Origin of the sequence: Dialister hominis (genome assembly GCF_007164725.1) — a bacterium.
Lineage (GTDB): Bacteria > Bacillota > Negativicutes > Veillonellales > Dialisteraceae > Dialister > Dialister hominis.
In genome coordinates this window covers 1,587,021-1,608,479 of the sequence record NZ_AP019697.1, presented here as the reverse complement: position 1 = coordinate 1,608,479, position 21,459 = coordinate 1,587,021, and the positions used below count along the sequence as shown (strand labels likewise).

The window sequence follows — 21,459 nt, the reverse complement described above, 5'->3', positions numbered from 1 at the left end:
TTCTTTTCTCGAAAGTAAAATCGTTGTATACTAAATGGTACAGTGATAGTTGATTCAGGTTTCATTCCTGGGAAAGGACGCGGGACCAGCCGGCCTAAATTTGTCAGGCTCTGCCCGTGCTTTTCGAGTGCATGAAAGCACTCTTTACATTCTGGAAAGAAAGGTTATTATGATACTACTTCAGATTCTGTGGGATGATATCCTGCCGCTCTTTGCCTTCATCGGGGCTGGGGTGTTTCTGGACAGCAAGTTCAAGATCGACATATCGACGTACAGCCGCCTGACGATCTGGGTCGTGCTGCCCTGTTTCATTTTTTACACGATGTACCGGTACCACTTCGAATCGGATGATCTTCTGATGATTCCTGCGGTGCTCATCCTTCTGGCGGTCATGTATTTCCTCTCGATGGGAATGGCGCATATGTTTCATCTGGGAGGGGCGGAAAAGGGCGCTTTTGAAGCCGTTTCCTCCTTCTCGAATGCCGGCCATATCGGAGCAGCTCTGGCTGTCATGATCTTCACGCATCCGCCCTTTGCTACGGAAGCTGGCAGCGCGCCGCATCTTGCTGAAGCCATGGGGACGATGGTTATCATCATGATTGTCATGAATATTGTCGTCAATACATTCGGCGCAGCGCTCATCAGAAGCCGCGGGTCGACGGTCAAGGAAGTCCTCTCCTTCATGGTGAAGATGCCGGCCCTCTATGCGGCCATCCTTGCCATCCTTGTCAGGAGCGCAGGCATCCATCTCGAGCATACCTTCCTCTGGCCGGTCCTCACGCATTTCAATGGCGCTTTTATCGTCCTTGTCACCGTCACGATCGGTCTTCAGCTTCACAGGAGCAAGCTCAGGAAGCCGGACCGTTTCATCCTTGCCACGTCTTTCAATAAGCTCATCCTCTGTCCGGCCATTGCATGGGGCGTCCTGACTCTCTTTGGCGGCGCCTTCAGCCCGATTGCTTCGCAGGTATTCTTCATCTGCGCAGCCGTCCCGTCTTCTATGGCGCTCATCATTTACGGCGTCGAATACGGTGAGGATGCAGGCCTTGTGACGCAGTCCGTTCTCTTCAGCACGGTTGCCGGCGCTCTGACGCTGACGTGCATGATTTACCTCGCGCGGGTTCTTTTCCCGCTGGCAGGCTGAGGAGGGAACGATATGGCATTCTTACAGATCATTACAGACAACATCCTTCCGCTTCTCGTATTCGTGGCAATCGGATACCTCATGGACAGGAAATTCAATATGAACGTCGCATCGCTCACCAAGCTGACCTTCTACGTCGTCCTTCCATGCTTCATTTTCTACAGCATTTATGTCGCCAAATTCAATATGGCGATGTTCAACGTATTCCTTCTGGCATGCGCCCAGATGGCGGTCATTGCCATTTTTGCCTGGTTCGTCGGAACGCTGCGCGGCTTCTCACCGTCAAAAATAGAAGCTTTCAAGAACGGCACTATGTTTTCCAACAGCGGAAATATCGGCATTGCGCTGATTGCTCTTGTCTTCACGAATGCGCCCTACGTCATTGACGGCAAGACGCCCTACCTTGCGGAAGCACTGGCAGCAGCCACACTGATGCTCGTCGAAATGAACATGACGCTCAACACGATCGGCCTGTATCAGGCAGGCAAAGGGAGACTGACACCGAGAGACGCCCTTTCCGTCGTCTTCCACATGCCGGTCGTCTATACGCTGGCTCTTGTCTTCTTCATCAAGTACATCGGCTTTGATATGCGCGCGGCCTTCCTCTGGCCAGTACTTCAGAACTGCGCCTCGGCTCTTGTCGCCATCGTCATGATTGCCCTTGGCATGCAGATCCACAGGAGCAAGGTCTCCTTCGGGGATATCGACGCATGGCTCGGAAGCGGCATCCGCCTGATCTTTGCTCCGATTTCCGCGTACATCCTGATTCACGTATGGGGCTTCTTCGGCATCGAATTTTCGCAGGCCGTCAATCAGACGATTCTGATCATGTCGTCCGTTCCAGCCGCCGTCAATTCCGTCCTGTACGCTGTCGAATTCCAGAACTGCGAAGACTTTGCGACCGAGCTCGTCATGATGAGTACGTTCCTCTCCTGCATTACCATGACAGGAACCATCTTCGTAGCAAGACTTCTCTTCCCGATCTGAGGATAGGGATTCAATGAATAAGCATTAAAAAAAGATGTGCACCCATTGCGGTGGCACATCTTTTTTGTTGCTTTATTGCTTACAGTATCCCTTTCACGCGAAGTTTGATTCTCTCGAAGAAAGAAAGCTTTTCAAGGCAACGGATTCTGGCGGCGCGGACGATGTCCGTGACTTCCATCCGTTCTTCTTCGGAAAGAGGTCTTCCGGAGAAGCGGGCATGGATGAGGATGTCCAGCATCCTGTCGAAGTTTTCAAATCTCGGGTCGAGGGAAAGTTTCTTCATTTCTTCATACGATGCGTTTTCCGGGATACCTGCCCAGAGGGAGAGGCGGGAAATGTAGTCGAGAAGGTCGTTGAAGCCTTTCTTGTCCTTCACGGCGCGGTCAAGGATCTTCGGTACCCTTCTCATCTTCATGATCGGATAGAGGGAAAGGAGAAAGAAGAAAATGATGACCGGGATGATGACGGGAAGGAGGGAAGAACGAGGAGAAACCTGCTGGGCCTGTTTGGGAGCCGGCTGCTCTTTGGGCTGGGGCTGAGACTGGCTCTGCTGCTGTTGCTGCTGGTCCTTCTGTCCGTTATTATCAGGCATCGTTCCTTTGGAATCCTTCGGATCCGACGGTGCATCAGGGGCACCTGTGTTGTTCCTCTTCTTGTCTTCCTGATTCGGGAACGGGTTTTCTGCGCCTTCGATGCCAGGTGTCACTTCGCAGGGGCGCCAGCCGATGCCATCGACGTAGACTTCTGCCCATGCGTGGGCATGGCGGTCATTGACGCCAAGCTTGTGAAGGCCCTGCGGCGAAAGCGAAGCACCGTTGATTTCATTCTTATCGACGGAAAGGCCGGACACGTAGCGGGCAGGAATGCCTGACTCGCGGAGCATCATGACAGCGGCGGAAGCAAAGTAAGTACAGTAGCCTTCGCGGCTCTCCGTCAGGAAGTAGGAAATGAAATCCTTGCCTTCCGGTGTCTTTCCCGGGTGCGTCGTGTACTTGTAGTTCTTGGCAAAGAAGCGCTGGATCTGTTCGACGCGGGCGCGTTTCTCAGCCATCGTTGTGACCTTCGTCAGTCCTTCCACCTGTTTCAGGGCGGGTTTTACTTCATCCGGCACAGTCAGGTAGTGGGCATAGACGAAATTGCGGTAAAGCGCTTCGCCGTTTTCATATGTCCTGAAGTAGGCATCGCCTGTCCGTTCATTGTCATAGAAGGAAAGGACGGCGCCTTCCGGATAGTCCCAGACATAGGTGCTGTATGCTTTTCCTTCGCGGCTGACTGGCGCGCGGTCGTAATCAAAGAGAGGAGCGCCGAAGCTGGCATCATACGGGAGCAGGAAGTAGCGGCTCTTGTCGTAGACGGCATCGACGGCGAAGTCCTTCTTGAGGAGCGGCACCTTCACTCTTTCAGGCAGGTAGTTTTCAAGGCTTTGCGAAAGGGCAGGGCTTCTGGAAACGACTTCCATGAGCCATGCGCCCTGGTCGTACCATTCTCCCTGATTTCCCTTGAAAAGGGTAAGGACGTCGTCATAATCACCGGCCGGAAGTTCCTTCCACTGGTTGTCCTTATAGACGCTTCCATGCCAGCTCCTGAGGTACATGCGCTTCGTCGCGCCGGCCGATTCGATATCGGCAATGATGCGGCCCGTGTAGCGCACGCCCTGTGTATCGCCCAGTTTCCCGGTGCCGGCTCCCTTCATCATGCCCGTGTAGGCATTGCCTGCGTAGAAGATCGGATCATAGGGATCCGTCATGGAGAGGATCGTGTCCTGCGCGCGGGCGAGGAGACGGGGCTGCTCATAGCGGGAAGGCGGGATGACGAGGGAGAGGGCAGCGCCCAGGATGACAGCGGCAATGAATGCGCCGACTTCCGGATCGCCCTGGCCCTTGTTTCCAAGCATCGCAGGCGTCGTCAGTGCATAAGCGCCCAAAAGGATGATGGAAAGCGTCGGCGGTTCGAAGCCGAAGTAGAAGGAGAAAAGAATGGCGGCCAGGGATAGGAGCGTCGCGATGACGCGTCCGAGCCTTGCGGTCGAACCGTAAAAGAAGATCCAGGAAATCGCCATGAGGAGGAAGGTCCTAGCCGGCAGCGGACTGAACCGGATGAGGAGCTTTGGTACTTCCATATCAAGGTTGTAGGCTTCGTTCAGATTCTGGATGAAGGGAATCGAAGCCGAAAGGGCACTCTGGTACAGCGTCCCGTAGGAGAGGAGGAGCGCTGTCGGGAATGTCATGAAGAAAATGAGGAGGACAGCGGTCCTTCTTCGAAAGCCGGCCGCCATCGTCAGGACGGAAAGCGCAAAGACGATGAAGGCGCCGCTGATTCCCATGAGGTAGCCGTAGGATCCGATGAGGGAAAAGACCAGATGGATCAGGCCGAAGGCGCCGAGCGCGGAGATGAAGGAGATGGTAACGTACTTCCTTGTCATGTTCCGCCTCCCATCGCGCGCATGATCGCGTCTTTTCCGGAAAGCTGCGCTTCCCTGGAATCCCTGGTGCACCAGATGACCGGGTGGAGGGACGGGGAAACGGAAGGCGCCGGATTATCTGTCATATAGAGAATCGGGACGTAAGGAGAAAGGCCGCCTGCTTTCAGAGCGTCTTTCCTGGCGCCTGCCAGGAAGGAGGCGATGGCATCGGACCAGTCTTCCTGATTTCTGATCATCTGTGTGATGACCGAGCCTGTGCCTGCATTCCATGCGAAGAGGAAATTCATGCGGGATGCGCAGAGGGCAAGGCCGGCGGAATAGAGTGCGTCGCACAGGAGGTCGCGTTCATCCGGTTTTCTGGCATAGTCAGCGGCAAGGACCAGGTTCGTGCCTTCGGCGGGATACATGTCACGCACATAGACATCGTCTGTTCTGGCGGTCACCTTCCAGTTGATCAGGTGCGGATTGTCGCCCGGCTTGTACAGCGTGGCACCGAAACGTTCCGGTTCATCGCTTCCTGCAATGAGGCGGAGCGTCTTCATCGTTGCCTTGTATTCACCCATCTTGAGCGGAAGGACGATGATGGATACATTTCCCGCATTGAGGGTAAATGTATGGAAACCGAAGGGATCGGTCCAGCGGATATGCGCCTCGCCCATGTCGAAGCGTCCGCAGTGGGAAGCCGTGCGGCGGAAGATGAAACGGATGCCGCCGTCAAAGGAGACTGTCTCATCGGACGTTTCCGCACCAAGGAGTGCTTCCGGCGATGAAAGGAGGGAAAGGAACGGGCCTTCAAGTGTCAGCTGTGCTTCGGCCAGGTGGCCGCGAAGGAGCCGGGCCGGTACTTTGATAGAAAGTCTCAGCCGTTTCCTGATCCAGTACATCGGAAGGATTGAAAGCAGGGGCGCAAGGATGAGCATGACGGCCATGAGAAAGGCTGCATACAGGTCATAGATCGTCATGACAAAGATCGCCGCGATGCAGATGAAAATATAAAGGAAGCGCCTCATTTAGTCCTCCTTCAGAGAGGGGCGCGGCACGGAGGAAAGGATGGAAGCCAGGACCGAGCCAGGCGTCTTTCCGGCAAAGCGGGCGTCGCCCGTCAGCGTCAGGCGGTGCGTCAGCGTGTAGGGAGCGACCGAGAGGACGTCGTCAGGAATGACGTAGTCTCTTCCTTCCATCAGCGCGTGCGCCTTGGACATGGAAGAAAGCGCCATCGTGCCGCGGGGCGAAATGCCAAGGCTGACGTCGGCATGTGTGCGGGAGGCGTTTGCGATATTGACCATGTAGCCGTAAATCGAGTCTTCGACGTGGATAGCGGCTGCTTCTTTTCTCATTTCCATCAGCTCTTTTGCAGAAACGATGGCTTCCACTTCAGAAGCGGCGACCATGTTCTCATGCTTCAGGATGGCGATTTCATCCTTCGCAGACAGATAGCCGACCGTGATGCGGATCATGAAGCGGTCTGTCTGGGAATCAGGGAGCTCCTGCGTGCCAGAAGAGCCGTAGGGGTTCTGCGTTGCCATGACGATGAAGGGCTGCGGGACGGGGTAGGTCTTGCCGTCGACGGAAAGCTTTCCTTCCTGCATGACTTCCAAGAGCGCGGACTGCGTCTTCGGCGATGCACGGTTGATTTCATCGGCAAGGAAAAGATTCGTCATGGCGCTGCCCGGCATGTAGCGGAACTCGCCGGAATTCTTGTCGTACATGGAAAAGCCCGTGATATCCGAAGGAAGGACGTCCGGGGTGAACTGCATCCTTTTGTAATCGAGCCCCAGGGCGTGCGTGAAGGCGACAGCGATCGTCGTCTTGCCGACGCCCGGAATGTCATCGATCAGGATATGGCCCCCTGCCAGGATGGCAGTCAAAATGCGGGATAGGACTTCCTGTTTGCCCAGGACAGCCTTCCCCGTCTCGGAAAGGATTTCATCAATCTTCTGTTTTGTATCCATAAGAACCTCACTGTATTTTTTTAGTATAATATTGATTATTATGCTATTTTATTTATTATACTCTTTATGTCATCTCGCTGACAAAAGAGGGGATTTCCCTGAATCATTTGACAGATTCAGGAATGTAAAATATAATAGTAAGATATGGAAGGGTGTCCGAGCGGTTGAAGGAGGCGGTCTTGAAAACCGTTAACTTCGTGAGAGGTTCATGGGTTCGAATCCCATCCCTTCCGCCACAGCATATGACCCGCGGCCAAGCCGCGGTTTTTTATTTTCAGGAGGAAGCATGACAGACGCACTTAGAAGAATAGATAAAGTACGCCAGATCCGGCGTGCCATAGGTCTTACAATCGGCGCTGCGATTTATTCTGCAGGGCTGAACCTGTTCCTGATCCCGAACCACGTCATCGACGGCGGCGTGACAGGTATTTCTCTTCTGATCCAGGCGCTGACGGGGATCCCTTTCAGCGTGCTCATTGTCCTTTTGAATGTTCCCTTCTTCTACATGGGCTATAAGAGCTTAGGGCCGAGACTGGCGGCATCATCCATGTTTGCCATCATCGTCCTTTCCCTCTGCTCGTCCAGGCTTGAGAAAATGATGCCGGCGACAAACGATCCCTTCCTGTCGACAATTTTTGGCGGGATTATCATAGGACTCGGCGTAGGCATCGTCATCAAGAACGGGGGGTCGACGGATGGCACGGAAATCGTGGCGATCTGGATGGGCAGCCGGTCGTCGTTTTCTGTCGGCGAAATCGTCATGTTTTTCAACTTCTTCATCCTGGGCGCCGCGGGCTTCGTCTTCAGCTGGAACAGCGCCATGTATTCCCTCATCGCGTACTTCATCTGCTCGCGCATGATTGATGCCGTCTCGACAGGGCTTGATTCCTCCAAGGGCATCTTCATCATCACGACATGCTATGACGACGTCAGCGATGCCATCGTCCATGACATGCACCGCGCCGTGACACGCCTCCACGGGCAGGGCGGATTCCTGAAAGATGACAAGGATGTCCTCTACTGCGTCATTTCCAGACTGGAAGTCACGAAACTCAAGCAGGTCGTCCGCGACATCGATCCCTCCGCTTTCATCACCGTATTCGACGTGCAGGAAGTCGAAGGCGGGCTTGTCGGCAAGAAAGTACAAAAATGAACAAGAAATAAAGAAAATTAAGGCCGGGAAAAATCTTCGGCCTTTTTTATTTTTCCCCTTTGCAAATCAGTAAAGTTGTTGTAAAATAAGACAATTTGTGCAGAATTCGGCTTACGGATTCTTAGTTGTACACCAGGGGGGGTACTATGTCGCAGAAAACAATTGAAGAATTGGAATTTGAGGAAACAGGAGTCACTCGCAAAGAGCGTTGGAAAATCATGTGGGCCTCGATCATCGGTTACGCCATGGACGGGCTCGACGTTCTGATTCTTTCTTTTGCGATGGCGGCTATCGTCAGTGAATTCGGCCTGACGCTTGGCGAAGGCGGCATGATTGCCACGTATACGCTGATAGGCACGGTCCTCGGCGGATACATCTTCGGCATTTTTGCCGACTGGTGGGGCAGGGTGCACACCTTCTCCCTCACCATCATTATTTTCTCCATATTCACGGGCGCATGCGCCTTTGCGGACAATGCAGTCCATCTGGACATCCTGCGTTTCCTGGCAGGGCTCGGCCTTGGCGGTGAATATGGCATTGGCATGACCCTCGTATCAGAAACATGGCCGGGCGCCAAGCGCGCCAGAGCCACAGCCGGCGTAGCGATGGGCTGGCAGGCAGGCGCCGTTCTTGCGGCTATCCTTGCTGCTGTCGTCCTTCCTGACTACGGCTGGAGAGGACTCTTCCTCGTAGGCGTCCTTCCGGCACTCCTTGCCGCATGGGCCCGTCACGGCATCAAAGAACCGCCGATGTGGGTCAAGCGCAAGGAAATGAAGAAAGCGCTTCAGGCAAGAAAAGATGCAGGCGAGAAGCTGACGGCTGAAGAAGAAGAACAGCTGACAGAAGCAAAGAAATTCCCGCTTGCGCACCTCTTCGCTGACAAGAAGACGACCATCACGACAATAGCGCTCACCATCATGACAAGCGTACAGAACTTCGGCTACTACGGCATCATGGTATGGCTCCCGATGATCCTTCTGAAGGAACACGGCCTGACCACCAAGTCCATGTCCGGCTGGATGATCGTCACTGTCATCGGCATGATTGCAGGCATCTTCGTATTCGGCTGGCTCTGCGACCGTCTCGGACGCAAGAAGCCGTACCTTCTTTTCTACGTATGCGCTGCTGCCATGGTGTATATCTACGTCAATCTCGGCACGCCGATTGCGCTCCTCTTCGGCGGCGCATTCCTCGGCTTCTTCTGCAACGGCATGATGGCAGGCTACGGCACGCTTCTCTCTGAGAACTACACGACCGACGCCAGATCCACTGCGCAGAACTTCATCTTCAATACCGGACGCGCCGTAGGCGGCTTCGCTCCGGTCATCATCGGTACGATTGCACAGACAAACGGCTTCAATACCGCTTTCGTCCTGCTCTCCGCCGTATATCTTGCGGCTGCTGTCAATGTCCTCTTCTTCGTCAAGGACACCAAAGGCACCATCATCCGTTAATTTTAAAAAGGACTGTGGAAATGATCATTCATCTTCCGCAGTCTTTTTTAGTGCAAAGATGAAAATTTATAATATTTATGCATATATATTAATAAAACTATGGACATATGCAGTATATGACTGTATAATAGGTATTAAATTTATGTAGTATGCAATGGGGTGCAAAATATGAAAAACTGGAAAAAGGGTATCATTCTCGCAGCTTCTCTCGCTATGGCAGCCGGCATCATGGCCGGATGCGGCGGTGAAAAGAAAGCGGCATCATCGGAAGGTCTGAAACCGCTGAAGGTAGCAACGAACGCAACATACGTGCCGTTTGAATTCAAATCCAAGGACGGCAAGGATTATACAGGATATGAAATCGACGTCGTCCGTGCTGTTGCTCAGGACATGAACAGGAAAGTCGAATTCAAGAACGTGGCATTTGACGGCCTGATCCCGGCTCTGCAGTCCAAGGAAGTGGACATGACGGCATCCGGCATGACAGCAACGAAGGAAAGAGCAGACAAGATCCTCTTCGCCGCTCCTTTCTATGCGACAAAACTTGCTATCGTAACCAAGGCAGATAGTGACATCCACAGTGTCGAAGACCTCCTGAAGGAAAAGGAAGTTGCTGTCCAGGTCGGAACGACCGCTGCTTACTATGCGGCTGAAAAAGGCATGAATACAAGAAACTTCGATCATTCCAGCGATATCGTCATGGAACTCAAGGCCGGCGGCGCTAATGCAGGCATCCTGGATAAACCGGCTGCCGATTACTTCGTAGCTACCGATGGCAAGGGCGCATTCCGCGTCGTCGATGTTCCGGATTCCAAAGTCCAGTACTTTGCCTTCGGCTTCAACAAGGACAATAAGGAACTGCAGCAGGAAGTCAATGCTGCCATCGCCAAGCTCAAGAAAGACGGCACGCTGAACAAGCTCCATGAAAAATGGTTCAATACACCGGCTCCGGATATGCCTTCCACAGCAGAAGAAGCACTGGGAATCAAGTAATATTAAAACAAGCCAACAAAAAAGGATGTGTTCCAAATGGTTCACATCCTTTTTGATTGCTTTAATTCCTGTGAAGCGGTATGTCGATGGCTTTTCCTAAGCGGAAGGCCCAGAGGGAAAGGCGTACGACGGGTTTTCCGAGGAGCTTTTCAGCGGCTTCTCCGTAGACCTGAAGCTGGATCTTGTAATGCTCTCGAAGTTCCTCTTCGGTCATGACGCGGTCCGTCTTGTAATCGATGACGGTAAGGCCGTCCTTCGTTTCAAGGAGGCAGTCCATGATCCCCTGCAGGAATATCTTCTCGCCCTTTTCGCAGTCGGGATAGAAGGAATCCGCAGGAAGGAGGATCGAGAAAGGCATTTCCTTCCCGACTGTCTCTGCTTCTTTCATGAGAGTGCCCAGAGGGCTTTCTGCGAAGGTGATGAGAGAAGCGACAGGATTTGTGTACTTTCTTTCTGAAAGGAGGACTTCCTCTTCATCCTTCGTGAAGATGCCCGATTCCGTAAGGCGCATGATTTCATTTCTTAAAGCTTCCCTTGTTGCCGGGACGGTCTTGAAATCTATCATTTCCATCGCCTTATGCATGAGTGTACCAAAGGAAGTCCCTGTAAAGCCTGGTTTTCCTCCGGAGAGGAAAGAAGGCGGCTCTGCATAATCGGCAGGAAGCGTTTCCTTCATTCCTTCTGTTTCCTCATTTTCTTCGCCCTCTTCCGTTTCAGGAAGGGAAGGAAGGTCCGGTGCCAGGACTTCAGAGGCATACGGCGGTTCATCGCTTTCCGAAGCTTCGAGCGTTTCACGAAGCTTGACCGCGGCTGTGGCTGTCAGTTTTCCCGGCGTATTGGCAGCGCCCGGGAAGTCGTAGCTCCATGTGAGGCGGCGGGAAAGATCTTCAGGTACCTCAGAAGGAAGGGAAGCAAGGAAGCGGTCAGCATTCGTCTCCGGTGTTTCTTCCACCTCGATCAGCTGCTTTTCCGTTTCTGCAGCATCCGCGGTTTCATCCGCTCTGAGGAGCGAAGTTTCCGGAGTGATGGAAATATCGAAAAGAGAGTGGTCTCCTTCTGCATCGTCAGCATAGGAGGGGATGCGCATGAGACGGTCCCATACATCTTTGGATGAGCGATGACGGAGCGCCGCCGGCATGATCCAGTCAAGGTAGGAAGCGGCACCGGATGTGATATAGGACGGGAGCGGGCGGACTTCGCCAGTTTCCGTGCCAGCCAGGGAGGCCATCCAGAGGTCAAGGGATCTTATGGTATCCTTCAAAGTAGCTGTAATGAAGAGCTTGTCTCTTGCGCGCGTCATGGCGACGTAGAGGAGGCGCGCTTCTTCGGCTTTGCTTTCCCTTTCGGAAGCGGAGCGGACGGAATACCAGTAGAGGCTGGGCCAGCGTGCATGGGTCTCTTCGTCATAGTACTGGATGCCGATTCCCCTGTCCTTGTGGCAGATGGCCGTTGCCTTCGTGTCGCGGAGGTTGAATTCTTTTGCCGCATCGACCAGGAAGACGACAGGGAATTCAAGCCCCTTGCTCCTGTGGATCGTCATGATGCGGACAGCATCGGCGGCAGAGACAGAAGGCGTCTTGGCGCGGAAATTACGTCCGTCCTTCGTCAGGCGCGAAAGCTCAGTGAGGAAAGAGTAGAGGCCGCTCCTGGCGCCGCTGTCTCTCGAAAGAGCCAGCTGATAGAAGGCAAGGACATGTGCTTTCCTGAATTCGCCGCCGGAAAGTCCGGAGACGTAAGTGAGGTAATCGGTATCCGCGATGATCTTCCTGATGAGCGGTGCTGCGCCGTCCTTGACAGCCTGCAGGCGCCATTCCTTGTAGAGGGAAAGGAAGGAAGAAACAAGGCCGGCTCCTCCCGGTTTGAGGATATGATCCGCATTTCCAAGGACAGGCCAGATATGCTCAGCACCGGCAGCCTTCTGGGCAAGTCGCAGGCGCGAAAGATCCTCTTCATCAAGGCCTACGAAGACAGAGCGCAGGACAGCCGTCAGCGCCAGGTCCTGCAGCGGATTGTCGATGATCTTGAGGAGCGCAAGGAGCGTCTCGACTTCCGGATTCTGGATGTAATCGTCTTCCCTGTCGGAAATCGCAGGAATGCCGTATTCTCCCATGACCTTCAAAAGGATGGGGGCTTTTCCTGCCACGGAGCGGAGAAGAATGACGATATCACTGTAAGTGATGGGGCGGAAGGTGCCGTCGCCGTTCATGACCTTGGCCTTGCTGTCGATGAGGCTGCGGATTTTCGCCGCAATCAGCCTGCCTTCGAGGCGTATGTTTTCCATATCCTTGATCTTGGGATTATCATTCTGCGCCTCTTCGATATCCTTGTCGATGAGGCCGATGGAGACAGAGCCGCCGCAGTAATCGGAAGGCCTCTCTTCCTCGTGGCGTCCCGGGTAGAGCGCTTCCGCCGCCCCGTAGTTCAGCTCCAGATTTCTTTCCGTCATGATCTGGCGGAAGATGAAATTGATGGAAGAAAGGATGGCCGCATCGCTTCGGAAATTCTTATTGAGGTCGATCCTGTGGTCTGTAGCAGCCTCATTCGTGCTGAAGTCATTGTACTTTCCGAGGAATATCGTCGGGTCCGCCTGACGGAAGCGGTAAATGCTCTGCTTGATGTCGCCGACCATGAAGCGGTTGTCTCCGCTGGAGAGAAGGGAGGTGATGAGTTCCTGCACGCCGTTCGTGTCCTGGTACTCATCGATCATGACTTCCTTGTAACGTGAGCGTATGGCAAGAGCGGCTTCCGACGGGAAATCAGCGGCCGTCTCAGGCGTGAATGCCGGATCATCCTTGTCGACGAGGACGTCTAAGACATAGTGCTCCAGATCATTGAAGTCCATGACGCCTTCCTGGCGTTTCCTCTCCGAAAGAGAATGCGTGAAGTCGATGGTAATGTCAGAGAGCACCTTCACGATCGGAGCCATATTGCGCGTCTCTCCGATCCACTGGTCTTCGGAAATCCCGATCAGGGGAGCTATCGACTTATTATACGTAGCCGCAGCCTGCTTCCGGAGAGCCTTGATGGTCTCGGCATCCGGAGTGGCATTGAACTCTTTGACAAGCATTTTATAGGGCTTCAGCACCTTGGCGGTTGCGATTGTGAGACGGGCGAAGGTAAAGGAGGGAAGATCATAGAGGTCTTTCCAGGAAGAAACTTCGGCGAGAGAGGAAATGAAGCTGTATTCATTCGAAAGCTGGTCACTGTAGACGGCACGCGCTGCATCATTCTGATCCATGATTTCAAAAGCGCGCCGGTAGTATTCGCTGATCTTCTCCGAAGTAGAAATGATCGAGGCAAGGAAATCATAGCTCCAGGGAATGTCGTCCAGCTTCGTACCATCGGGGATGTTGTAAGGATCGGGCAGATGCTTGAGCCAGTCGATCGGGAATGGCATCGAGCAGGAGAAGTTGTGGATGCGCAGGATCGTATCCTTCAGGTCGCGGTCCTGGTAGCGGCTGGCAAAGAGGTCGGCCGTTTTGAGGAAATCCGGGTCCGCTTCTTCGTACCATCTTTCCAGCACTTCGGCAAGGACGGCTTCCTTCAGCAGGTATCCTTCGTTTTCATCTGCCATGATCTGTGTCTTGGGATCCAGATCGAGGAGGTAGAAGTACTGGCGGAGAAGCGACTGGAAGAAGGAGTCGAGCGTGGAAATCTGCGCGCTTCCCATGAGAGAGAGCTGGCGCTCTAAGTGATGGATGAGGGGCAGATTGTTCTCCGCATCCGCTTCGCGGAGCTTGTTTGTCAAAGACGCCGAGACGCGGCTCTTCATTTCAGCAGCGGCTGCCTTTGTGAAAGTGAGGACGAGAAGCTCGTTGATATCGATGCCGCTTTCCATGTCGCCTGCGATGCGCGTGATGCGTTCGGTGAGGACTGCGGTCTTGCCGCTTCCTGCAGCAGCTGAGAGCAGGAGATTCTTGTTTCTTGTATCCAGCGCTTCCTGCTGCGCCGGGGTCCAGCGGTTAGCCATTGTCATCCTCCTTTCTTGGTTTTGTCATATCGAATGCTATCCCTGGAAGCTCACGCTTCATATCTTTGTCGCTGACAGCATGGATGTAATCGTAATTTTCTTCCCTGCGGCTCGGGTCGAAGCGGCAGATGGAGTGGTATGGGCAGTACTTGCAGGGCGAGCTTCCCTTGAAGCGGACGGGACGGATATCGATCCTGCCGGAAATCATCTCTTCATAGAGCATGATGATCCTCTTCTTCACGATCCGCAGAAGATGATCGAAATCTTCCTTGGAGAGCACATTTCCTGTATTATACGGATCTCCGTCATTCTTCATGCGGACAGGAAGGATCGAGTCATTACTGCCTGCGCGGCTGTCGAGATCGTAAACGGTTGCACCCGATGAAGTGATAAAGCCGGATGCACCGTCCTTGGCCGGAAGATCCGGAATACCATTACGCGGCACGGACGAGACGATCTTGACATCGCCTGAAAGGTAAATATACATGAGGGCGGCAGGAAGGAGCGGATTTCCATCTGCCTCTTCCATGAGGCCCAGAAGGTAGGTGAGAAGCTGGAGCTTGAGGCCGCTGACGATTTCCACAAGGCTTGCCGTCGTATGGCCCGTCTTGTAGTCGTAGACAGCGACGTTCTCGCCAAGCATATCGACGCGGTCGATTTTGCCGTTCAGCGTGAAGGTCTCCCCGTTTTCTGCCCGAAGGTGCAGGAAGAACTTGTGCTCCAGGGCTTTCGTGTCAAAGGAGCTCGACTTACTCCATTCCCTTAAGGAAGAAAGTGTATTCTTGAATGTCTTATTGAGCGCATTTTCCGTATAGCGGGAGGCCGCATCGGAATGAAGGGCGCCGTAGCGGACGCGGGGCGCGATGGAGGAGGCAATCTTGCTCGAAAGGTTCTCGATGTCCTCATCCGTCGCATCTCTCCACTGCTTGTTCTCCTTCCCCAGGACGCTTCCGAAACGGTGGAGCGATGCATGGAGGTAGTTGCCGAAGTCGAGCGACTGGAGGTCTCCTGTATCCCTTTCCTTGATGCCAAGGCCGTACTGCAGGAAATAGCGGTATGCGCAGCCGCGGTAATTTTCAAGGCGGGTGACGGAGCTTAAGAACCTTCCGCCCGGCTTGAAGAGGCGCGCGGCAATGTCCAGCGGGAGCGGCTCTGCCTCATTGGAATAGTGGAGGCTTTGCATCTTTAACCAAAGAGTAGTGCCATAAGAAGAATTGTTTTTTGCCCATGCGGCAAGGCCTGCCCAGCGGGAATCCTTCTCCGGGATGCTTTCGCGCAGGATGGAAGGGAGAAGGGAAAGCGCCTGATCGGGATTGCAGAAGAAGGACGCATCATCATTGGCCGGGGACGGCGGAAGGACGTGGATGTCTTCCGACGGATAACCGAGGCCGGAGAGCTGCGTCAGAAGGAGCGAAGGCTCGGTTTCCGTGCCGTCTTCCCTGACAGCGGGAAGGGAGAGGTAGAGGACGTCCGAGGCGCGCGTCAGGGCCAGGTAGCAGTAGAACTGCTCCTGATGGACGACCTGCATGAGATCGGCGCCGAAGCGGAGGCGGCTTTCTGCGAAAATCTTCTGCCTTTCCGATTCTGTGAAGAAGCCGGATTCCCCGATATTCTTCGGGAAATCCCCTTCGCAGATGCCCGGGATGAAGACGGCGCGCGCTTCCATGGCATACCCGCGGTCCATGCCTGTGACCGTCACATGGTCAAGGGACGGCGGAATGGTCGAGTACGTGAGCGAGGAAAGCCCGTCTTCGAGAAGGGAGAGGAAATCCTTTCCGCTCATGATTTCATCGCCGGCAGCATGGACGATTTCGTCCAGAAGCGAGAGCATCTTCTTCCACACCTGAAGGTGCGTGCGGATATTCGTATGAAGAGATTCGACATCATCGAGCCCGGCAAGTGTATCCGGTACCTTTTCGTCGAGGTAGAACTGATATAAAAGTGCGCACTTTTCGCGGACCGTCTTAGCCTTCTTCCATGCGGAGGCAAGGGGATCGAGGAGGCTTGTGAGACGGACTCTCCAGTCATTGGCTTCCCGGAGGGCAGCAAGCTCCTTTTCGGAAGGCGGCTGCGCTTCTGCGTCGATATCCCAGTATTCACGGAATTTCCATGCTTTATGCCACTGCCAGGCGCGGATGCCGTGGGAGAGGACGTAGTTTTCAAGACGGTCTGTTTCCTCGGGCGTGAAATCGCGCAGGAGGAAGGTCTTCAAGAGGCGGAAAATCGTTTCCTTCTGCCAGCCCGAATTCTTTCTCGTCGTCTCGGCTGTCAGGAAGCGGAGAAGGCCGTCCGTCATCATGACGAGCGGATGGTTGTTCATCGGATGCTTCTTGTCAATGAAGGCGGCGATCTTGTATTTCTCAAAAGAGCGCTCGAAAATATCCGTGTAATCGTCAGGTGTCCTTAGAAGGACAAGGATGTCCCTCCAGCGGAAGCCCTTGTCACGGACGAGTGTCAAGATGGCACGGGAAATCGCATCCACTTCTTCTTCTTTCCTTGCGGCGCGGAGGATGTGGAGCCCTTCTTCAGGGCGCACGTTTTTCTCCTTGGGAAGCGGGCAGGAAAGAGCGCGTCTGGCAAAGAAGGATTCATCCATCGAAGAAAGGCGGGGAGAATGGAAGCGGACTTTTTCCGTAAGCGTCGTGAAGTCCGAATGGCGCTCACGAAGGGACAGGTCCTCGTACAGCTTGTAAGGACGAAGGAAGGTCGTATTCTCTGCGGCATCTTCCGGCCTGTCCATCTGCAGCGTCATCGTGACTTCTTCTGCCGTATGGATGAGGGCGGAAACGATATTGATTTTCTGCGGCGCCATGCCGTTGAAGCCGTCGATCCAGATGCGTGAATGGCGGATCATGTCGGACTTGGGGATTTCGTGCGCCAGAAGGTCGAAAAGGCTGCCTTCATAATTGAAATGGCTGCGGAGGTATTCATTGTAAGCCGTATAGATGATGGAGAGATCCTTCATCTTACGTCCGAGTGGCGTGTCCCCTTCCTCTTCTGCGGCAGCAGCAAGATCATTTTCCGTTACGCAGAAAAGGTCGAGCTGGTGGAGAAGGAGGCGCACTTCTTCCGAAAAATGCGGGTGGGACGCAGCCTTGACGATCATCTGGAGCTCATCCTTCTTTTCATCAAGGATCCTTCTTACGATGATCTGCTGCCCAAGCGGCGAGAGGGCTTCTGCGACCGGCGAGTGCAGTTCCTGAAAGACGCGGTAGGCAAGGCGCGAGAATCCGCAGACGGTGACGTCTGTGAAGCCTTCGCCCGGAAATGATTTCGCGAGCAGGTACTCAGCCGTGTACGTTCCCTGATCCGGCACGAGAAGGAAAGCCTTCCTTCCCGTTTCCCCGCGTACATAATCCTGGATTTCCCGGCAGCAGCGGGTCGTCTTTCCTGTACCCGCGCGGCCGAATATGAAATGTAAGCTCATGGGATGTCCTTTCTGGCGGCAGACCCGCCAAGCATTCCTTTATTTGTTTCTATTATACTATGACACTTTTATTATAGCAGAAAGGAGGACAGGTTATGACATGAAAAAGAAAGGGCGGGGGAGTTTCCAAAAATTTTTACCATTTTCTAAATCCTGTGCTATAATAGAGAAACGTCTCCATTATAGATGTTTTCTATTAATAGGTAAAAATAAATTACCGTTGCGCCGGTGAAAGGAAATAGGTGATAGTATGCCGCAGCAAAAGCTTTGGACTCCTGAATTTATCGGGATGGGTCTTACGAATTTCTTTTATTTCATGTCACAGTATATTTTGATAGCCGCTTTGCCAGTCTTCATCATGGATGACCTGGGCGACGGACAGCTTGCAGCGGGGATGGCGATGACCTGTTTTCAGATCGGGACCGTCTGCACGAGGCCGATCGCGGGACGCATCATTGACGGCGTGAACAAGCAGAAGCTTCTTCTCATTTCGACCGTCTTCTTCGTTCTCATCATGGGAGGCTTCCTTCTGGCATCAAACCTCCACATGGTTTACGGGCTTCGTCTTGTCCATGGCATCGTCTTTGCCATCGGCACGACCGCATCGGCAGCCATGGCGGCTCTCGTCCTTCCTGCCAAAAGAAAGGGCGAAGGTATCGGCTACTTTGCCGTATCCGGAAATATGGCCATGGTCATCGGGCCTCTCGTGGGTCTTCTGATCATCGGCTGGTTCGGCTCGAAAATGCTCTTCGGCTTCCTCTGCCTTCTTGCGATTGCCGCAGTCATTGCAGGAAACAGGAAACGCCTCCCGGACGACGTCGTCAAACCTTCCGGCGAAAAGAAGAAGGGCATTCATGTGAGCGACTTCTTTGAAAAGAAAGCACTTCCCTTCGTTATCCTGGGCGGACTTGTCTTCTTTGCTTACGGCGGTGTCCTTACCTTCATCCCGATGTACACAAGATCGATGGGCCTGGCTTACTGGACGAGCCTCTTCTTCGTCGTCTTTGCCATCGTCATCGTCGTAACTAGACCTTTTGTCGGCTACCTCTTCGATTACCATGGACCGGACTATACAGTCTATCCGGGCTTTGGCCTCTTCGCTCTGGGATTCATCCTCTTCAGCCAGGCACACAGCCCTTTCACCCTTCTTTTCTCCGGCACCATTTTAGGCGTAGGCTTTGGAGCACTCGCCCCTGCCTTCCAGACACTGGCCGTGCAGAGCGCACCGGCTGCCCGCGCAGGCGTTGCCACATCCACCTACTTCTGGTCCCTTGATATCAGCGTAGGACTTGCCGCAGCCATCTTAGGCGCCGTCGCAGGCTCCGAAGGCTACCCCTTCATGTACGGCGTCGTCTGCTTAGCTTCCGCTCTGGCAGGCCTTGCTTACTACTTCTTCTGGAGAAAGACCTCCGGAAAAAGAGTCATGAAACGCGCAGCCGTGGAAGCCTGAAATTAAATATAGCAATAAAAAAGACCATGCATGGATTTTGTGCATGGTCTTTTTGCTTGCTTTTATTTCCCTTCAAAGCCTTCTTTCAAAAGGGTGAGGCCTTTGATGAGGGTCTCTCTCGGGCAGGCGGGATTGAAGCGGAGGAAGCCGTTTCCTTCCGGTCCGAAGATGTATCCCATGTCGAGCCAGAGGTGGCAGTCATAGACGACTTTGTGCTCGAGGTCTTCGTCGGAAAGGCCGTAGGCGGAAGCGTCGATCCAGAGGAGGTAGGTGCCTTCCGGTTCGATGAGTTTCATCTTCGGCAGGTTTTCCTTGAGGTAATCTCTCGTGAAGTCGACGTTCAGGCGGATGTATTCCTTGACGGTGTCGAGCCATTCGCGGCCATAGCTGTAAGCAGCTTCGCAGGCAACAAGGCCCATCGTGTTCAGCTGGTCATAGCCGAAGGAATCAAGGGCATCCTGGAAGGCTTTCCGGATTTCCGGATTCGGGATCAGGATATTGGATGTCTGTAGGCCTGCGATGTTGAATGTCTTGGAGGGGGCTGTGCAGATGATGGCATTCTGGGCAGCTTCCTTGCTGATGGTGGCAAATGTCGTGTGGGTGAATCCAGGATAGGTGAAGTCTTCGTGGATTTCATCAGCGACGATCTTGACGCCGTTTCTGATGCAGATGTCAGCGTAGCGGGAAAGTTCTTCCTTCGTCCACACGCGGCCGACAGGGTTGTGCGGGGAGCAGAGGAGGGCAAGCTTCACGTTTTCTGCTTTGATCTTTGCTTCGAGGTCGTCGAAGTCAAGTTCATAATGATCGTTCTTGAGGATGAGCGGGCTGTTCACCAGTTTCCTTCCGTTCTTCCTGATGGCTTCGAGGAAGGGGTAGTAGACAGGGCGGTTGATGAGGATGCCGTCGCCTTCCTTTGTCAGTGCTTTGACGGCAAGGTTGATGGCAGGAACGACGCCCGGGGTCTTGATGAGCCATTCGGGCTCGATATCCCAGCCGTAGTTTTCCTTCTGCCAGTTCTTCAGCGCTTCGAAGTAGGATTCGCCGGATTCCGAGTAGCCGAAGATGCCATGGTCGACGCGTTTCCTCAAGGCGTCAAGGATGGGTTCAGCCACTTTGAAGTTCATGTCAGCGACCCAGAAGGGAAGAACATCGGCAGGTTTGCCGCGCTGAACAGCGAAATCATATTTCAGGCAGCCGGTTCCGCGGCGGTCGATGACGGTATCAAGATCAGATAATTTCATGGTAAGCCTCCTTATGGACAATAGTGTATCAGCCGATAGCCTGGGCAAGGTCATCGATGAGGTCGCCTGCATCTTCGATGCCGACGGAAAGGCGGAGCAGGCATTCTGTGATGCCGCGGGACTGTCTTTCTTCTTCGGTGAGGTCGCTGTGCGTCTGGGTAGCCGGATAGGTAATGAGGCTTTCCACGCCGCCAAGGCTTTCAGCAAAGCGGATGAGCTTGACGTTCTTGAGGATCTCCAGCGCTGTCTCATGGGTGTCGGTGTAGAAGGAAAGCATAGCGCCGGCGCCTCTGGATTGCTTGTCATGGATATCCTTGTTTTCGAAACCGGGAAGTCCAGGGTAGAGGACTTTGGTGATCTTTTTCTGGGAAGAGAGCCATTCAGCGAGAATCTGAGCGTTCTTCTGGGCTGCTTCCATGCGGAGAGCCAGTGTCTTGATGCCGCGGGTGACGAGCCAGCTGTCCCACGGGGCGAGGCAGCCGCCGACGGTCTTATAGAGGAAGCGGAGCTTTTCAGCGATTTCCTTGTCCTTGCATGCGACGAAGCCTGCCAGGGTATCGTTGTGGCCGGCAAGGTACTTCGTGCCGCTGTGGAGGATGATGTCTGCGCCAAGGTCAGCCGGGTTGCAGAAGTACGGGCTCATGAATGTATTGTCTGCGATGAGGAGAGCGCCGTGGGCATGAGCGATGTCAGCGATGGCTTTGATATCGGTGATCTGCATCATCGGGTTGGTCGGGGTTTCGATATAGACAGCCTTGACCGTTTCATCGAAGGCTTTTTCCACATCATCCAGATGGGATGTATTGACATAGCGGAAGTTCAGGCCGTTCTTTTCATTGACGAAGCGGAAAAGGCGGATGGAGCCGCCGTAGAGGTCGTCACTGGAAATGATCGTATCGCCCGGTTTGAAAAGTTCCATGACCATGGAAATGGCAGCCATGCCGGATGAATAGCTGGTACAGTCGCAGCAGTGCTCAAGAGTGGCTACGAGTTTTTCCGTGCTTTCGCGGGTCGGGTTCTGTACGCGCGTGTAATCATAGCCGGTTGACTGGCCAAGCTCCGGATGGCCGAAGGTGGCGCTCTGGAAAACCGGAACGGAAATGCAGCCGGTCGGATCCTTCCAATCGCCGCCATGAATGCAGATAGTCTTGATGTCCATAATGAAATCCTCCTTATAAAATGCCGTGAAATGGGGCAGATTTGGCAAACAAAAAACCGCCCCTCTTACGAGAGACGGTGCTTAGCCGTGTTACCACTCTGTTTCTC

At 53.8% G+C, this 21,459-nt stretch carries 13 protein-coding genes and 1 tRNA gene; 7 read left to right on the top strand and 7 right to left on the bottom strand.

Going from position 1 to position 21,459, the window contains the following annotated elements; genetic code table 11:
- Positions 1-169 precede the first annotated feature (169 nt).
- Positions 170-1,144, top strand: coding sequence for an AEC family transporter (locus Dia5BBH33_RS07420; protein ID WP_022382922.1), 975 nt, complete (start codon positions 170-172; stop codon positions 1,142-1,144).
- Between the two features lie 12 nt (positions 1,145-1,156).
- Entirely contained in the window at positions 1,157-2,131 is a 975-nt protein-coding gene (locus Dia5BBH33_RS07415) for an AEC family transporter (RefSeq protein ID WP_108850713.1), read from the top strand.
- A gap of 79 nt (positions 2,132-2,210) precedes the next feature.
- On the opposite strand, the gene Dia5BBH33_RS07410 is transcribed toward Dia5BBH33_RS07415, so the two are convergent.
- From Dia5BBH33_RS07410 to Dia5BBH33_RS07400, 3 genes are read right to left on the bottom strand one after another with little or no spacing between them, the layout of a single operon-like run.
- A complete protein-coding gene (locus tag Dia5BBH33_RS07410; RefSeq protein ID WP_022382920.1) occupies positions 2,211-4,553 on the bottom strand; it encodes a transglutaminase domain-containing protein in 2,343 nt (780 codons plus the stop codon).
- A complete protein-coding gene (locus Dia5BBH33_RS07405; RefSeq protein ID WP_143332660.1) occupies positions 4,550-5,563 on the bottom strand; it encodes a DUF58 domain-containing protein in 1,014 nt (337 codons plus the stop codon). Before Dia5BBH33_RS07405 ends, Dia5BBH33_RS07410 begins: the two co-directional genes overlap by 4 nt.
- On the bottom strand, positions 5,564-6,505 hold the full coding sequence (locus Dia5BBH33_RS07400) for an AAA family ATPase (RefSeq protein WP_143332659.1): 942 nt from the start codon (positions 6,503-6,505) through the stop codon (positions 5,564-5,566).
- Between the two features lie 146 nt (positions 6,506-6,651).
- Between Dia5BBH33_RS07400 and Dia5BBH33_RS07395 the strand changes: the two genes are divergently transcribed.
- The 4 genes from Dia5BBH33_RS07395 (at position 6,652) to Dia5BBH33_RS07380 (ending at position 10,105) form a co-directional block, all read left to right on the top strand.
- Positions 6,652-6,741, top strand: a tRNA-Ser gene (locus tag Dia5BBH33_RS07395).
- Between the two features lie 50 nt (positions 6,742-6,791).
- Complete coding sequence (locus Dia5BBH33_RS07390) at positions 6,792-7,658, top strand: YitT family protein (RefSeq protein ID WP_143332658.1); 867 nt, start codon at positions 6,792-6,794, stop codon at positions 7,656-7,658.
- Between the two features lie 146 nt (positions 7,659-7,804).
- A complete protein-coding gene (locus tag Dia5BBH33_RS07385) occupies positions 7,805-9,112 on the top strand; it encodes an MFS transporter (protein ID WP_143332657.1) in 1,308 nt (435 codons plus the stop codon).
- A gap of 168 nt (positions 9,113-9,280) precedes the next feature.
- On the top strand, positions 9,281-10,105 hold the full coding sequence (locus tag Dia5BBH33_RS07380; protein ID WP_143332656.1) for a basic amino acid ABC transporter substrate-binding protein: 825 nt from the start codon (positions 9,281-9,283) through the stop codon (positions 10,103-10,105).
- Between the two features lie 61 nt (positions 10,106-10,166).
- On the opposite strand, the gene addA is transcribed toward Dia5BBH33_RS07380, so the two are convergent.
- Together addA and Dia5BBH33_RS07370 are read right to left on the bottom strand one after the other, a co-directional pair.
- Entirely contained in the window at positions 10,167-14,075 is a 3,909-nt protein-coding gene (gene addA / locus Dia5BBH33_RS07375) for a helicase-exonuclease AddAB subunit AddA (RefSeq protein WP_162501776.1), read from the bottom strand.
- Positions 14,068-17,502 carry a PD-(D/E)XK nuclease family protein gene (locus tag Dia5BBH33_RS07370; protein WP_143332654.1) on the bottom strand — a complete coding sequence of 1,145 codons (3,435 nt, stop codon included), beginning with the start codon at positions 17,500-17,502 and terminating at the stop codon, positions 14,068-14,070. Before Dia5BBH33_RS07370 ends, addA begins: the two co-directional genes overlap by 8 nt.
- Before the next feature lie 289 nt (positions 17,503-17,791).
- On the opposite strand from Dia5BBH33_RS07370, the gene Dia5BBH33_RS07365 reads away from it, so the two are divergent.
- Positions 17,792-18,952, top strand: a complete 1,161-nt coding sequence (locus tag Dia5BBH33_RS07365) for an MFS transporter (RefSeq protein ID WP_232518029.1) — start codon at positions 17,792-17,794, stop codon at positions 18,950-18,952.
- Positions 18,953-19,014: 62 nt separating this feature from the next.
- Here Dia5BBH33_RS07365 and Dia5BBH33_RS07360 read toward each other — a convergent pair whose 3' ends face one another.
- Together Dia5BBH33_RS07360 and Dia5BBH33_RS07355 are read right to left on the bottom strand one after the other, a co-directional pair.
- Complete coding sequence (locus Dia5BBH33_RS07360) at positions 19,015-20,193, bottom strand: MalY/PatB family protein (RefSeq protein WP_143332652.1); 1,179 nt, start codon at positions 20,191-20,193, stop codon at positions 19,015-19,017.
- A 28-nt stretch (positions 20,194-20,221) separates the two neighbouring features.
- Positions 20,222-21,352, bottom strand: a complete 1,131-nt coding sequence (locus Dia5BBH33_RS07355) for a trans-sulfuration enzyme family protein (RefSeq protein ID WP_143332651.1) — start codon at positions 21,350-21,352, stop codon at positions 20,222-20,224.
- Between the last annotated feature and the right edge of the window lie 107 nt (positions 21,353-21,459).